Source organism: Streptomyces sp. NPDC031111 (assembly GCF_055570675.1).
In genome coordinates this window covers 63684-78212 of sequence record NZ_JBVIGS010000010.1, presented here as the reverse complement: position 1 = coordinate 78212, position 14529 = coordinate 63684, and the positions used below count along the sequence as shown (strand labels likewise).

The window sequence follows — 14529 nt, the reverse complement described above, 5'->3', positions numbered from 1 at the left end:
CAGAGCCGCCCCGGCCGTGATTCCCCCGTCGCGGTCGGGGCTCCTTTCTTCCCGAACGCCCGAGGGCGTCCCGTCGGCCCCGCCTCACGGGCGTGAACGCCTTCGGCTGAGGGGTACTCGGCCGGTTCCGCGGAGCAGGCGGCCGAGAGGAGCGGAAGGTGAGCAGCGCAGCGGGCATGAGGGTCGTCGTCACGGGCGCCACCGGCAATGTCGGCACCAGCGTGGTGCGGGTGCTCTCGGAGGAACCGGAGGTCGGCTCCCTTCGGGGCCTGGCCCGGCGGGTCCCCGAGTGGTCGCCCCCGAAGACCGAGTGGTCGGCGGTGGACGTGGCCTCGGACCGGTTCGATCTCGCCGAGGAGTTCGCCGGCGCGGACGCGGTCATCCATCTGGCCTGGGCGTTCCAGCCGACGCACGACCCGGCGAGCACCTGGCGCACGAATGTCCTCGGCGGCATGCGGGTGTTCGACGCGGTGGCCGAGGCGAGGGTGCCGACGCTGGTGCACGCCTCGTCGGTCGGGGCGTACTCGCCGGGCCCGAAGGACCGTGCGGTGGACGAGTCATGGCCGACGCACGGCTGGCCGGACGCCGCGTACTGCCGGGAGAAGGCGTATCTCGAGCGGGCCCTGGACACGTTCGAGCGTGATCACCCGGGCACGCGGGTGGTACGGATGCGGCCCGCGTTCCTCTTCAAGCGGGAGTCGGCGAGCGAACAGCGCCGCATCTTCGGCGGCCGGTTCCTGCCGGGTCAGCTGGCCCGGCCCGACCTGCTGCCGTTCCTCCCCGACATTCCGGGGCTGCGGGTGCAGGCGCTGCACACCGACGACGCGGCCCACGCCTATCGGCTGGCGGTGCTGTCCGCCGAGGCACGGGGCGCCTTCAATCTCGCGGCCGAGCCGGAGGTCGACGCGGAACTGCTCGGGGAGATGCTCGGCACCCGGAGGGTACGGCTGCCGCGCACCGCGGCCCGCTCGGCGGTCGCCGCCGCCTGGGGTCTGCGGCTGCTGCCCGCCTCGCCGCATCTGTTCGACGCCGTGCTGAGGCTGCCGCTGATGGACTGCACGCGTGCGCGGGTGGAACTCGGCTGGCGGCCGGAGCACACGGCGACGCAGGTGGTGGAGGAGTTCCTGCGGGGCATGCGGGAGGGCGCGGGGGAGGAGACGGAACCGATGCGGGGCCGCAAGGTCGGCTGAGCCACGGGTTTCGCGGTCCGCCGCGGAGGTACCCGAGGGGGTCGCGTACGAAGGAAGGGAGAGGGCCGTGACCGACCACCGCCTCGAAGGCCCCGGTGAGAACGGCGCCGGTGTTCCGCGCGACCTGCCCGACCAGCAGGCCGGTCCCGGTGAGGACCCCTGGGAGGTCGCACCCGCCGCGGCGGAGCGGGAGAGCGAGAGGAAGGCCGACGAGTCGCAGGAGCCGGAATCCGGCGAGGCCGAGCCGGACGTCCCCGACACGGACGAGGCCGGGACCGGCCGGCAGGGCGCCCCGCACTCGGCGTCACCCAACCCGCAGCAACCCGTACCGGACGAGTCCTCCGCCTGACCCGGGTTCAGCGTGGGGCCCGCTCCTGGAGTGCCGTGTGCCAGGCGGGCGGCGGGGACTCCGGGTCCGGGTCGGGGCGTCGGCCGCCGCGGGCGAAGAAGTCGGCGAGCGGCAGGATCGCCGCGCCGACGGTGACCGCGTCGGGGCCGAGGCGGCCCAGTTCGATGGTCACGTTCTCCGCCGGATGGCGCAGCGCGTACGACAGGGCGTGCCTGCGCACGGCGGGCAGGAAGCGGGAGCCGAGCTGGAGGCCGGCCCAGCCGCCCATGAGGATGCGCTCCGGCTGGAAGAGGTTGATCAGGTCGGACAGGCCCGCGCCCAGGTACTCGGCGGTCTCCTCCAGCACGGCGAGCGCGACGGGGTCGGGGGCGGTGTCGTCGGCCGGATAGGCGGCGGCGAGCATCGTCGTCAGCGCCGTCTCCTCGTCCGTGTCCCCGGGCACCCGGCCGCCCTCCTCGCGCCACCGGGCGAGCAGCGACTCGGCGCCCGCGTACGCCTCCAGGCAGCCGAGCGCTCCGCAGCGACAGCGGCGCCCCCTGACGCGTACGGTCAGATGCCCCCATTCGACCGCCCGGCCGTGCTCCACCTCGGGGGTGACCAGGCAGGCGCCGACGCCGGAGCCGAAGAGGACCACGAGGGCGTTGCGGGCGCCCCGGCCGGCCCCGAACCACATCTCGGCCTGGCCGAGGGTCTTGGCGCCGTTGTCGATGAAGTAGGGCACCGAGTCGGGCAGCAGGGACTCGGAGCGGAGCAGGGACTCCAGCGGGATGGCGTCCCAGCCGATGGTCTGTCCGTGCACCACGGCACCCCGGTCGGGGGTGTGCTCGACGATGCCGGGGACGCCGATGCCCACACCGAGCAGCCGCTCGGGGGCGAGGCCCGCGCCGGCGAGCACCTCGGCGATCCCGGAGCGGATGTGGTCGACGATGACCTCGACCTCGTAGCGCTGTTGTTCCAGCGGGAGTTCCGCGCGGGCCAGCTCGGTGAGGGTCAGGTCGAACAGTTCGACCCGGACGCGGGTCTCGCCCACGTCGACGCCGATCATGTGGCCGCTGACCGGCGCCACCCGCAGCAGGGTGCGGGGCCGGCCGCCGTCGGAGTCGACGCTGCCGGCCTCCTCCACGAGGCCGTCGGCGACGAGATCGGCGACCACATTGCTCACCGATCCGGAGCTGAGCCCGGTCGCGGGGCCGAGCTCGAAGCGGCTGAGCGGGCCGTCGAAGTAGAGCCGCTGAAGCACGGCCGTGCGGTTGGCCCGTCTGAGGTCGCGCACCGTGCGCCCGTTCCGCCCCGCCATGTGGCTCCTTCCCAAACCCTGCTCCGACCTGCAACATACCGCCGAGAACCGGCCGGGCGCGACTTTCCCCCAGGCTTATTTCATGATGTGAACTAACACAGGGCCCGGATCTCGGCCAGGGCGGCCTCGAGTTCCGGCGCGACCGTGTCCTGGACCCAGCTCTCGCGATCGGCTCCGACGGCCCGCGGGATCGTCTCCGTGAGCATGATCAGATAGAGGTAGGCGCGGTAGAGGGCGAGACGGACGCGGGCCGCCGCGTCGAAGACGGCCCGGCCCCCGGCCTCCCCGTACCCGGCGAGGAACGCCCCGTCGGCCCGGATATCGCCGAGCAGCGCGAGCGAGACGAAGTCGGCGAGCGGATCGCCCCAGAACATGCGCTCCCCGTCGATCAGCCCGCCGATCCGGGCCTCCCCCGCCGCCGGGCGGTCCACCAGGATGTTGCCCGGCCACAGATCGAAGTGCACCAGCACCGGCACGGTGACCTCGTCCAGCGCCCCGGCGGCGCCACCGATCACCGCGGCCACCTCCTCAACGGGGCGGGGCAGCCGGGCGCCGTAGTCGCGGGCGTCGGCGAGTACGGCGTCGGTCATCGCGGTGAACGCGGTGCGCCAGTCGGGGGCGAGCGGGCCGAGGGCGCCGGACGGGTAGCCGAACCCCGGTCCGGTGACCCGGTGCAGCCGGGCCACCTGGCGGCCGAGTTCGGTACGCAGTTCCGCGTGCTCCCCGTCGGCCGGCGCCGCGTCCGGCCAGGGCACGCCCGGCGAGGCGGTCAGCAGCAGGTGAGGTACGGCGCTGTCGCCGCCGAGGGAGACGGCGCGCGGGGCGGGCACGCCGGCCTCGGCCGCCGCCGCGCAGAACTCCGCCTCGGCGACCAGGAGTCTCCGCTCGTGCCTCATGCCGGGAACGGTGGGCGCGGGCGGGATCTTGAGCACGTACCGGCTGCCGTCGGCGAGGAGGAGCTCCTCGACGGTGTTGTAGGTGCCCCCGCTCAGCGGGCGCACCCCGGCGAGCGCGCCGGACGGCAGTCCCGCCTCCTCGAGCACCCGGCGGGCCCGCTCCCAGGAGTCCCCCATCCGTACACCCCTCCCCCTCGACGACCGGTACAGCGTACGCAACGCGCGGGGAGCCCGGCCCGGGGGGAAAATGGCTGGCTGCGCCCTGCGCCGGATATCTACCCTGGGCCAGAAACCTAGACCCCCTAGGTTTCGAAAGAGCATGCCAGGAGACGCCCCCATGAGAGCACTCACCGAGCAGGACATCCGCGGTTCGTTCATCAACTGCTCGAAGGGTGAGGCCAAGCGGCTGGCCGTACCACGTGACCTGGGTGAACGCCCCTGGGACGACCTCGATTTCCTGGGCTGGCGCGATCCCGGCGCGCCCGACCGCAGCTATCTCGTCACCGAACGGGAGGACCGTCTCCTCGGGGTGGCCCTGCGCTTCCAGCCGGCCCAGCGCGGCTTCCTGCACCGCAGCATGTGCTCGTTGTGCCTGACGACCCATCCACGCGGCGGGGTCGCCCTGATGACCGCGCGCAAGGCGGGCCCGGCCGGACGTGAAGGCAACTCGGTCGGCGCCTACATGTGCACCGATCTCGCCTGTTCCCTCTATCTGCGCGGCAAGAAGATCCCGGAGACGGGTGGCCGCTTCGAGGAGAGCCTCACGCTGGAGGAGCAGATCGCCCGCACCCGGGGCAATCTGTTCGCCTTCCTCGACAAGCTGTAGCCCGGCGGCGTGTCCCCCGGGCGACTGCCGTCGTCGGTGAACACGTTCGACGCGTCCGGGGAGGGGGAACCGTCCGAGGATGCGAGTGGTACGTGAGATGACCGCGCCGGCCGTCCGCTTCGTCAAGCGGCACCGGGACCCCGTGACCGTGCAGACGGTGCGGTCGGCGGCGGCGGCGACGGTCGCCTACGTCATCGCGCTGCGGCTGAGTCCGGAGGCGGCCCCGCTCACGGCGCCGCTGACCGCGCTGCTCGTCGTCCAGGTCACCCTGTACTCGACCCTCACCACCGGGCTGCGCCGGGTGAACTCCGTCGTGACCGGGGTCGTCGTGGCGATTCTCTTCAGCCTGCTGGTGGGTCTGACGTGGTGGAGCCTCGGCCTGCTCATCCTGTCGTCACTGATCATCGGCCATCTGGTGCGGGTGCACGAGTTCGTCCCCGAGGTCGCGATCAGCGCGATGCTGGTACTTGGGGTGACCACGCACGGGGACACCGCCTGGGCCCGGATCGTGGAGACGCTGATCGGAGCGGTCGTCGGGATGGCCTTCAATCTGCTGCTGGCGCCGCCGGTGTGGGTCGAGGAGGCCGGTGAGTCGATCGAGGAGCTGGCGCGGCGGGTGCGGCAGCTGATGCTGCGGATCGGCGAGGAGGCCGCGGGCCGTACGCCCCCGCACCGCGCGGCGGCCCGGCTGCACGAGGCCCGGCGCCTGGACCACGACATCACCGAGGTGGACGCGGACCTCAGACAGGCGGAGGACAGCCTGCGCCTCAACCCGCGGGTGCGTGAGGGGCTGCTGCACCGGATCGTGCTGCGTACGGGCCTGGACACGCTGGAGATCTGCACCGTGGTGCTGCGGGTGCTGGCCCGCACCCTGACCGACCTGGCCAAGGAACGCGAGCCCGAGCGGCTGTTCGCACCCGACACGGGGGCCGCCTTCGAGGAGTTGCTGTCCGAGATCGCGGACGCGGTGGTCAGTTTCGCGGTGCTGGTGACCACGAGCGTCAGCGCGAACGCCGAGTCGGCGGAGGAGCGGCTCGCCTCCGAGCTCCGGCAGGCGGCGGCCACCCGCGACAAGCTGGCGCAGTTGCTCTTCGAGGAGGCCCGGCGCGACGCGCGTGACTGGCAGTTGCTGGGCGCCGTGCTGACCGAGGTCAACCGCATCCTCGACGAGATGGACACCGAGCACCGCACGCGCCGGCTGTTCGAGGAGCTGGACCGGCACTCGCGGGAGCAGCGCGAGCGGCTGCCGCGGCTCACCCGGATGCGGGAGCGGCTGGCCGTGCCGGAGCGGCTGCGCCGGAACCGCGGCGCCGGCCATCGCGCCCAGTGATGTGCCCCCTCCCACCGGGTCGGGCTTGCGCGCGGCGGGTGATCGACGCCAGGGTGGCGGAGGCGGCCGGGACGAGCGACGACCTGAGGTGCGGCGGATGAGCAGGGCTGACTGGAGCAGGCGCCGTTTCGTCTGCGCCCTCACGGGGACGGCCGCCGCGGTGGCGCTCCCCGCGTGCGACGACGACGCGCCGTCGGCGGACCCGCCGTCCCCTCGGGCCCCCGGGCCGAGCACGAGCCCCCGGTCCGAGAACGACCGGCCCTCCGGTCCGCGCCCGCTCCTGCTGGGCACCTACACATCGGTCGACGGCGGCGGCAAGGGCATCGGGCTGGCCACGTACGACCCGGCGGCGGGGCGGATCACCGGCACCGGCACGCTCACCGGCGTAGGGGATCCGTCGTATCTGGCGGTGCACCCGGACGGCCGGACGCTGTACGCGGTGGACGAGCGGGACGACGGCGCGGTGACCGCCGTCCGGCTGTCCGACCGGAAGATCCTGGGCAGCCGGAGCAGCGGCGGCGCGGCTCCCTGCCATCTCTCGGTGCATCCGGACGGGCGGTATCTGCTGAGCGCGAACTACGGCTCGGGAAGCGTCGCGGTGCACCCCATCGACGCCTCGGGGGCGCTCGGTGAGCGCACCGAGCTGGTCACGCACTCCAGTCCGCCGCCGGGGCCCGGGCAACAGGGGCCGCACGCCCATCAGTTCATCACCAGCCCGGACGGGGGCCACGTCCTCGCCGTCGATCTGGGCACGGACACGGTGTACACGTACCGCCTCGACGCGAAGTCCGGCACGCTCACCGAGGCGGCCCGGGCGAGCACCCGGCCCGGCGCCGGACCGCGCCATCTCACCTTCCATCCCGGTGGCCGGTACGCGTATCTCGCCAACGAGCTGGACAACACCGTCGCCGTATGCGCGTACGACCCCGGCTCGGGGCGGCTGCGGATCGGCGAGGCGCAGTCGACGGGCACGGGGGCCGGCACCAGCTACCCGGCGCAGATCCTGGTGACGGGGAACGGGCGGTACGCCTATCTCGCCAACCGCGGCGACAACAGCCTCACCCGCTACGCCGTCGAGGCGGACGGCGCCCGGCTGCGGCTGCTGGACACCGTTCCGGTGGGCGGTGACTTCCCGCGCCAGATCGCCTTCTCCCCCGACGGCGCGCTGCTGTTCGCGGCCAATCAGCGGTCGGGCGACGTCAGTGTGTTCCATGTGGACGAGGAGAGCGGTGAACTGCGCTCCGCGGGTGAGCCGTTCGCCTCACCGGTCGCCGTCTGCGCGCTGCCGCTGTAGCGCCCGGGGGCAGGAGGCGGCGCTCGCCTGGACGAGCAGCGCGTGCATGCGTTCGGTGAGCTGGGAGACGTCGTCCGCGGGCGTGTGGAACGGCAGTCGTACGTCGCCGCCCGTGCGGACGCGTTCGATGCGCAGGGTCAGTCCGTGCCGGTCGACGGCGAGCGGCTGGACGCGGACCGCGCCGTGCAGACTGTCCGGGTCGACCAGTCGGGTCAGCCGTTCGACCGCGTCGGCGTGGCAGTCGGCGAGGTGGGTCAGCAGCCGGGCCTCGGCGGTGGCGAGCGGGTCGGGCACGGCGGCGGCGAACTCGTCGGCGTCGACGACCAGGGCGCCGGACGGCTGCCGGAGGACCACGCGCGTGGGCCGGAAGGCGAGGTGGCCCTCCTGGACGGAGAACCAGCCGGCGAGCCACAGCCGGGCGCGGATCCGGTTGCGTACGGGGACGGGAGCGACGTCGGCGAACTCCAGTACGGCGGACGGCTCACCGCGGGGCGCGCAGATCGCGGCGGCGAGCAGGGCGCTGTCCTCGGGCACCCTCAGCAGCACCCGTCCGTCGTCGGTCACGCTGTGCGCGCCGACCAGCTCCTCGCGGGTGCCCTCCGCGGTCACCGCGCAGGACCATGCGGTGGCGAGCACGGAGCGGGCCCGCTCCGCCGCGCCGGGCGCGGCCGTCCAGCCATGCGTGTCGTCAGCCATCCCCGAACCTCCTCTTAGGTAAGCCTTGCCTAACCTACCGAAGATCGGGGTGGCCGCCAACCAGGTGGCGTGATCCTTACGAGACCTTTCAGGGCGTGAGGACGCCCAGCAGGGCGCGGACGCACAGGTCGCGCACCTGCTCGCGGCCCAGCTCGGAGCCGCGCAGCCACTCCAGGCAGACCGCGGTGGTGAAGGCCAGCCAGCCGCGCACGGCGAGGCGGGTGTCCGGGCGTTCCTCGAAGACCGGGCCGAACTCGGGGTCCCGGGCGAGCGCCGCGAGGATCTGCCGCTCCTGCGCGGCCAGGGCCCGCCGATAGACCCGGCGCACGGCCTGGTCCCCCGCCGCGTCGGCGCGGTGGAAGGCGCGGTAGCCGTGCGCGTGGGCCTCGACGTATCCGAGGTAGGTGTCGAGACCGGCCGTGAGCTGTTCGCGCACGGGGACGCCGGGCACCGCCGCCGTCATCCGCAGCATCCGCTCGCTCTCGCGCTCCACGACCGCCGCGAAGAAGTCCCGCTTGGTCGGGAAGTAGTGGTAGAGCAGCCCGCGAGAGACCCCGGCGATCTCGGCGACCCGCTCGATCCACACGTCGTCGTAGGGGCTCTCCGAGAACAGCCGCGCGCCGACCGACAGAAGCTGCTCCCGGCGCTCCTCGGTGCTGAGCCGGCGGCGCGCGGGCCCGCCCTGGTTCACGGCCATCCCCGCACTTTACTTGACGCCGGTTCAACAACGGGACCAGACTGAACCGCGTTATTGAACTCGCGTACAACACGCGTGTCGCACTCGCGCGCCGGGTCGAAGGGGATCGCTTCATGGCGGAGACGACGACACGGGCAGACCTGCCGAAGGGGTTCCGCAGCGCGGAGCTGGGCTGGCCCGAACTGCACCGCATCCCGCACCCGCCGTACCGCGTGCCGCTGCTCGGCGACATCGTCGGGGCGAGCAGGCGCACGCCGCTCCAGGACTCACTGAAGTACGCCGGCCGGCTGGGGCCGATCTTCCGGCGGAACGCCTTCGGCAAGGAGTTCGTGTTCACCTGGGGTGCGGACTTGGTGGCGGACCTGGCCGACGAGACACGGTTCGCCAAGCACGTCGGGCTGGGCGTCGCCAATCTGCGGCCGGTCGCGGGCGACGGGCTGTTCACCGCGTACAACCACGAGCCCAACTGGCAGTTGGCGCACGACGTGCTGGCCCCCGGGTTCAGCCGTGAGGCGATGGCCGGCTACCACTCGATGATGCTGGCCGTGGCGGAGCGGCTGACGGAGCACTGGGACCGTGCGGCGGCGGACGGCCGGTGGGTGGACGTCCCCGGGGACATGACCAAGCTGACGCTGGAGACGATCGCGCGGACCGGGTTCGGGCACGACTTCGGTTCCTTCGAACGGTCCCGTCCGCACCCGTTCGTCACGGCGATGGTCGGCACGCTCACCTACGCGCAGCGGCTGAACAGCGTTCCGGCACCGCTCACTCCGCTGCTGCTGCGCCGTGCGAGCCGCCGCAACGCGGCCGACATCGCGCACCTCAACCGCATCGTCGACGAGGTGGTCCGGGCCCGGCGCGCCGAGGGCGGCGGCGACGGGGACCTGCTGGACCGGATGCTGGACACCGCGCATCCGGAGACCGGGGAGCGGCTGTCGCCCGAGAACGTGCGCCGTCAGGTGATCACCTTCCTGGTGGCCGGCCACGAGACGACCTCGGGCGCGCTCTCCTTCGCCCTTCACCATCTCTCCCGGCACCCCGATGTCGCGGCCCGTGCCCGCGACGAGGTGGACCGCGTGTGGGGCGACGTGCGGGCCCCCGGATACGAGCAGGTCGCCAAGCTGCGGTACGTCCGCCGGGTGCTGGACGAGTCGCTGCGGCTGTGGCCGACCGCGCCGGCCTTCGCCCGGGAGGCCCGGGTGGACACGGTGCTGGGCGGGGAGCATCCGATGCGGCGCGGGGCCTGGACGCTGGTGCTGACGCCGATGCTGCACCGGGATCCCGGGGTGTGGGGCGCGGACGCGGAGCGGTTCGATCCGGAGCGGTTCGAGGCGCGGGTGGTGCGGTCGCGGGCGGCGCACGCGTTCAAGCCGTTCGGGACGGGGGCGCGTGCGTGTATCGGGCGGCAGTTCGCGCTGCATGAGGCGGTGCTGGTGTTGGGGTTGTTGTTGCGTCGGTACGAGTTTCGGCCGGAGGCCGGGTACCGGCTTCGCGTGACCGAGCGGCTTACGTTGATGCCGGAGGGGTTGCGGATGCACCTGGAGCGCCGGGGCGCGGGTTCAGGCGAGGCCTGAGTCCCCGTGAGGTTGGTTGGGCTGGGGCGGGGGGTGTTCGCGCGGCCCGGCGCTCGCGGGGTGCCGTCGCGCCCACCCTCCCCCACTCTCGGCTTCGCTCGAGCGGGAGGTACCCCCATCGCCCTGGGGGCACCTCCCAGGCCCTTAAGGCACTGGGGGAGGCACGACTGCCCGCGGATCGCGGCAGAGGGCTGCCCGCGGATGCGGCGGAGCGGCTGCCCGCGGCTACTGAGGCGGGGTCAGGTGGGACAGGCGTTGGGGGTCGGCGAGGATGTACATGGCTGTGATGCGGCCTTCCGTGATCGTGACGGACATGACCGACTGGATGTGGCCGTCCACCACGCTGAGCAGGCCCAGTGCGTCGTTGACCAGGACCATTCGGGACGCCGCCGTGTAGCGGGCGAACATGAGCGCCGACTCGGCGACCGCCTTGGCGCCCTGGAGGGTCTTGGAGGCCGCGATGCCCCGGACCAGGGTGCCGGCGTCCGCCCGCAGCACCACGTCCGGGTGGAGGACGGCGACCAGCGCCTCGAAGTCACCGCCGCGCGCGGCGGCCATGAACGCGTCGAGCGCCTGCTTCTGCCGGCCGAGGTCGGGGTCGGACGAGGGCGTCGCGTCCCGGACCCGGCGACGGGCCCGGCTGGCGAGCTGGCGGGTCGCGGCGGCGTTGCGCTCCACGACCGGGGCGATGTCGTCGAACGGCACGGCGAACATGTCGTGCAGGACGAACGCCAGCCGCTCGTCGGGCTCCAGGCTGTCCAGGACGACCAGCAGCGCCACGCCCACCGAGTCGGCGTGCAGTGCCTCCTGTTCCGGGTCCACCTGGGAGAGGGGTCTGAGCACCGGGTCCGGGACGAAGGTCTCGTCCATCGGCTGCTCGCGGCGTGCGGTGCGCGTGCGCAGCAGGTCCAGGCAGATCCGGCCGGTCACGGTGGTGAGCCAGCCGCCGAGGTTGTCGATGGCGTCGGTGTCCGTGCGGCCCAGTCTGAGCCAGGCCTCCTGGACGGCGTCCTCCGCCTCGGTCAGTGAGCCGAGCATGCGGTAGGCGACCGCCTTGAGATGTCCGCGGTGCTGCTCGAAGCGCTCCGCCAGCAGGTCCTTGTCGGCGTCCATGGGGGTCACCGGGAGAACAGCTCGAAGCCGACCGCGGGGCGGTTCCCGAACCGCTTCCCCGTCTCCTGCGCGAACTCGGTCAGCAGACCGCGCGCATACGATTCGGGGTCCTCGTCGGTCAACGCCTCGATGTAGGTGCGGTGTTCGAGCAGGGAGGCGACCGCCCGCTCCAGCCCGTCGGTCGCCTCCACGGCGTGCGTGGGCGTGTCGGAACCGGCGACCGCCACCCAGCGGACGCCGTCCCACGGCTCGAGCCCCCGCTCGGTCAGCTCCGGGAAGATCCACCGGTTGCCGGCGTCACCGGCGGCGTCCAGGACGGCGCGTCCGACGGCCACGTGGTCCGGGGTGTTCCAGAACCTGCCGCCCCAGGTGTCGCGGTAGTTCAGGGTGATCACCAGCTCGGGGCGGTGCCGGCGGACGGCGGCGGCGATGTCCCGGCGCAGCGCGGGGCCGTACTCGATGACGCCGTCCGCGTGGTCGAGGAACTCGACCTCCGACACACCGACCACGGCCGCGCTCGCCCGTTGCTCCCGCTCCCGGAGCGGCGCGCACTTCGCCGGCTCCAGGGTGTCGATGCCCGCCTCGCCGCGGGTCGCGAGGACGTAGACGATCTCCCGGCCGGCGTCGGTCCAGGACGCGATGGCCGCCGAGCAGCCGTACTCGAGGTCGTCCGGGTGGGCGACCACGGCCAGTGCGCGCTGCCAGTCGTCGGGCATGGGCTGGAGTTGACTGATCGTCGGCTCGGTCATGCCCGCAGACTAACCCGCCGCACCGACATCGCACCGGGCTCGCGCCCGGACCGGGCTCACACCTCGTCCCGGGCCAGGGCGAGCAGCCGGTCCAGCACGCGGGCGCCGCCCGCCCGCAGGCCGTCGTGCTCGAACTCGTCGGTGACCCAGGTGCGCAGGCCGCGGATCGCGCGTGCGGTCTCCAGGGAGTGGGCCGTGTGGACGTACATGTCGTCGTGGTAGACGGCCGCCACCACCGGGACCTCGTTGACGGCGAGGCGTGCCGGGTCGTAGAGGGGCGTCCAGTCGGTGCGTGCTGCGAGCAGTTCGGCGGTCTCGCGCAGGGGCCGCAGCGCGGGGTCGCAGTCGAACATCCAGGGGTGAACCGTTTCTCCGGTGAAGAGCAACGGATCGTCGCCGGCGAGCGTCTTGGCCGCGTCGAACTGCGGGAACTCGACCCGTACGCGTTCGGCGGACCAGGCGGTGGGCCGGTCGTCCTGGCCGTAGATCGCCTCGTGGACGAGCGCGTACAGCGGGTGGCCGGCGTACGACAGCAGGCCCTGTGCCTGTTCCTGGAAGGCGTCGGAGAGCTCGGGGCCGCCCGGCGTGCGGACGAAGGCGTCCTCCAGGAGGTGGTGCAGACGATGGCTGCCGTCGCCGCTGCCGAGCATGATGCCGAGGGACTGGAACGCCTCGACGGTGAAGCGGTAGCCGTTCGGGAGGACGACCTCGTGGGTGAGGAGGTGGTCGGCGATGCGGCGGGCGCGTTCGACGTCCTGCGGGTAGCGGGCGTAGTGCGCGGCGACCTTGCGTTCGACGCGCGGGTAGGCGGCCCGGTAGACGTCGTCGGCGTGGGCGTCGAGGGAGGGCAGGCCGCCGGTGATCACCGCTGTCTCCAGGCCCTCGGGGGCGGTGGACAGGTAGGCGACGGTGCAGAAGCCGCCGAAGCTCTGGCCGAGCACCGTCCAGGGGGCGCCGCCGGTCACCTCGGGTCGGATGGCCTCGCAGTCCCGGACGATCGAGTCGGCGCGGAAGCGGGTGAGGTGGTCGGCCTGTTCGACGGGGCCGCCGCGGAGCGGGAGCGTCTGCCGGTTGGCGGGGGTGGAGTGCCCGGTGCCGCGCTGGTCGAGGAGGAGGACCCGGTAGTCCTCCAGGGCCCGGCCGAGCCAGGCCTCCTTCCTGACGAAACGGTTCGCCCCGAAGCCGGGGCCGCCCTGGAGGTAGAGCAGCCAGGGCAGGTCCTGGCCCGCCTTGTCACTCGCGACGACCTCGCGCGCGTACAGCTCGATCGTCTCCCCCGCGGGGTCGTCGTGATCGAGGGGCACGGTGAACCGGCGGTCGGTGAGGAGCACTCCGGGCTGGCGGTAGGTGACGGTCAACGGGACTCCTGGGACGAACGGATTGTCGGACCGTGACCCAGTTCAACATATGTTCGTCCGGCCAACGAGCCCGGGATCATGAAATTCTCGCGCGACCGCCGTCAGCGGGCCGCCAGGCTGGAGCGCCGGACCACCAGTTCCGGGCGGAGGACGACCCGGCGGTGTTCGTGCGGCTTCGCCGCGCCCTCGCCCTCGGTCTCCTCCAGCAGCAGCTCCGCCGCCAGGGCGCCCATGGTGACGGCGGGCTGCCGCACCGAGGTGAGCGGCACGGCCGCCGCGGCGGCGAACTCGATGTCGTCGTAGCCGACGATCGCGAGGTCGTCGGGGACGCCGACGCCGGCCGCGTACATCGCCTGGAGCACCCCGAGGGCGAGGAGGTCGTTGGCGCAGAACACGGCGGTCGGGCGGTCGGAGAGGCCGAGGAGGCGGGCGCCCGCGTCGCGTCCGGCGGCGACGTCGAGGCGTTCGGTGGGCAGCTCGCGCAGGCTGTCGGGTCCCAGTCCGGCCTCGGCGAGGGCGTTCAGGGCGCCGGTGCGGCGGTCCCGGACCTGGTTCAGTCCGGGCGGGCCGCTGACGTACGCGACGGAGCGGTGCCCGGCGTCGACGAGGTGCCGCACGGCCAGGGCGCCGCCCGCCACGTCGTCCACGGAGACCGAGCACTCGGTGGTGCCCTCGGCGACCCGGTCGACCAGCACGAAGGGGATGCCGTGCCGGCGGAACGCCTCGATGTTGCGGCCCGTGGCGTCCGCCGGGGTGAGCAGCACGCCGCGTACCCGCTGCTCGGCGAAGAGGGAGAGGTACTCGGCCTCCTCGCCCGGGTTCTGGGCGCTGTTGCAGACCATCACGCCGAGCCCCGCCTCGCGTGCGGCGCGTTCGGCGCCGCGCGCGACGTCGACGAAGAACGGGTTGCCCATGTCGAGGACGAGCAGGCCCATGATGCGGCTGCGGCCGGCGCGCAGCTGACGGGCGGACTCACTGCGGACGTAGCCGAGCCGGTCTATGGCGGACAGCACCCGCGCCCGGGTCTCGGCGGCGACCGTGTCCGGGCGGTTGATCACGTTGGAGACCGTGCCGACGGAAACTCCGGCGACGCGGGCGACGTCCTTGATACCCACCGACTGGGCCATCGGGCAGGGACCTCCAGGGAGACGGGGGGCGGC

14 protein-coding genes are annotated in these 14529 nt (G+C 73.2%); 6 read left to right on the top strand and 8 right to left on the bottom strand.

Annotation, left to right across the window (positions count from 1 at the left end; translation table 11 throughout):
- Window positions 1-158: 158 nt before the first annotated feature.
- Both ACZ470_RS21450 and ACZ470_RS21445 read left to right on the top strand, forming a co-directional pair.
- Window positions 159-1190 carry an SDR family oxidoreductase gene (locus ACZ470_RS21450; RefSeq protein WP_468429359.1) on the top strand — a complete coding sequence of 344 codons (1032 nt, stop codon included), beginning with the start codon at window positions 159-161 and terminating at the stop codon, window positions 1188-1190.
- Between the two features lie 67 nt (window positions 1191-1257).
- Window positions 1258-1539 carry a hypothetical protein gene (locus tag ACZ470_RS21445; RefSeq protein ID WP_468429357.1) on the top strand — a complete coding sequence of 94 codons (282 nt, stop codon included), beginning with the start codon at window positions 1258-1260 and terminating at the stop codon, window positions 1537-1539.
- A gap of 7 nt (window positions 1540-1546) precedes the next feature.
- Here the strand turns inward: ACZ470_RS21445 and ACZ470_RS21440 are convergent, their stop codons facing one another.
- Window positions 1547-2836 carry an ROK family protein gene (locus tag ACZ470_RS21440; protein WP_468429355.1) on the bottom strand — a complete coding sequence of 430 codons (1290 nt, stop codon included), beginning with the start codon at window positions 2834-2836 and terminating at the stop codon, window positions 1547-1549.
- A 92-nt stretch (window positions 2837-2928) separates the two neighbouring features.
- A complete protein-coding gene (locus tag ACZ470_RS21435) occupies window positions 2929-3909 on the bottom strand; it encodes a phosphotransferase family protein (RefSeq protein ID WP_468429353.1) in 981 nt (326 codons plus the stop codon).
- Window positions 3910-4069: 160 nt separating this feature from the next.
- On the opposite strand from ACZ470_RS21435, the gene ACZ470_RS21430 reads away from it, so the two are divergent.
- The 3 genes from ACZ470_RS21430 to ACZ470_RS21420 all read left to right on the top strand — a co-directional run bounded on the left by ACZ470_RS21430 (window position 4070) and on the right by ACZ470_RS21420 (window position 7182).
- Window positions 4070-4558 (top strand): FBP domain-containing protein, encoded by a 489-nt coding sequence (locus ACZ470_RS21430; RefSeq protein ID WP_468429351.1) that lies wholly within the window; start codon window positions 4070-4072, stop codon window positions 4556-4558.
- A 79-nt stretch (window positions 4559-4637) separates the two neighbouring features.
- Complete coding sequence (locus ACZ470_RS21425) at window positions 4638-5888, top strand: FUSC family protein (protein ID WP_468429349.1); 1251 nt, start codon at window positions 4638-4640, stop codon at window positions 5886-5888.
- A gap of 97 nt (window positions 5889-5985) precedes the next feature.
- Window positions 5986-7182 (top strand): lactonase family protein, encoded by a 1197-nt coding sequence (locus tag ACZ470_RS21420; protein WP_468429347.1) that lies wholly within the window; start codon window positions 5986-5988, stop codon window positions 7180-7182.
- Here the strand turns inward: ACZ470_RS21420 and ACZ470_RS21415 are convergent.
- Both ACZ470_RS21415 and ACZ470_RS21410 read right to left on the bottom strand, forming a co-directional pair.
- Window positions 7150-7878 (bottom strand): DUF2470 domain-containing protein, encoded by a 729-nt coding sequence (locus tag ACZ470_RS21415; RefSeq protein ID WP_468429345.1) that lies wholly within the window; start codon window positions 7876-7878, stop codon window positions 7150-7152. The two genes, ACZ470_RS21420 and ACZ470_RS21415, sit on opposite strands and share 33 nt — an antisense overlap.
- An 88-nt stretch (window positions 7879-7966) precedes the next feature.
- On the bottom strand, window positions 7967-8575 hold the full coding sequence (locus ACZ470_RS21410) for a TetR/AcrR family transcriptional regulator (protein WP_468429343.1): 609 nt from the start codon (window positions 8573-8575) through the stop codon (window positions 7967-7969).
- Between the two features lie 113 nt (window positions 8576-8688).
- Between ACZ470_RS21410 and ACZ470_RS21405 the strand changes: the two genes are divergently transcribed.
- Entirely contained in the window at window positions 8689-10149 is a 1461-nt protein-coding gene (locus ACZ470_RS21405; RefSeq protein WP_468429341.1) for a cytochrome P450, read from the top strand.
- 225 nt (window positions 10150-10374) lie between these two features.
- Here the strand turns inward: ACZ470_RS21405 and sigJ are convergent, their stop codons facing one another.
- The 4 genes from sigJ to ACZ470_RS21385 form a co-directional block, all read right to left on the bottom strand.
- Window positions 10375-11262 (bottom strand): RNA polymerase sigma factor SigJ, encoded by an 888-nt coding sequence (gene sigJ / locus ACZ470_RS21400; RefSeq protein WP_468429339.1) that lies wholly within the window; start codon window positions 11260-11262, stop codon window positions 10375-10377.
- Between the two features lie 5 nt (window positions 11263-11267).
- Window positions 11268-12011: a PIG-L deacetylase family protein gene (locus tag ACZ470_RS21395; RefSeq protein WP_468429337.1), complete on the bottom strand. Its 744-nt coding sequence runs from the start codon at window positions 12009-12011 to the stop codon at window positions 11268-11270.
- A gap of 56 nt (window positions 12012-12067) precedes the next feature.
- Window positions 12068-13369: an alpha/beta fold hydrolase gene (locus tag ACZ470_RS21390; RefSeq protein ID WP_468429335.1), complete on the bottom strand. Its 1302-nt coding sequence runs from the start codon at window positions 13367-13369 to the stop codon at window positions 12068-12070.
- A gap of 101 nt (window positions 13370-13470) precedes the next feature.
- Window positions 13471-14496, bottom strand: coding sequence for a LacI family DNA-binding transcriptional regulator (locus ACZ470_RS21385; protein WP_468429333.1), 1026 nt, complete (start codon window positions 14494-14496; stop codon window positions 13471-13473).
- Between the last annotated feature and the right edge of the window lie 33 nt (window positions 14497-14529).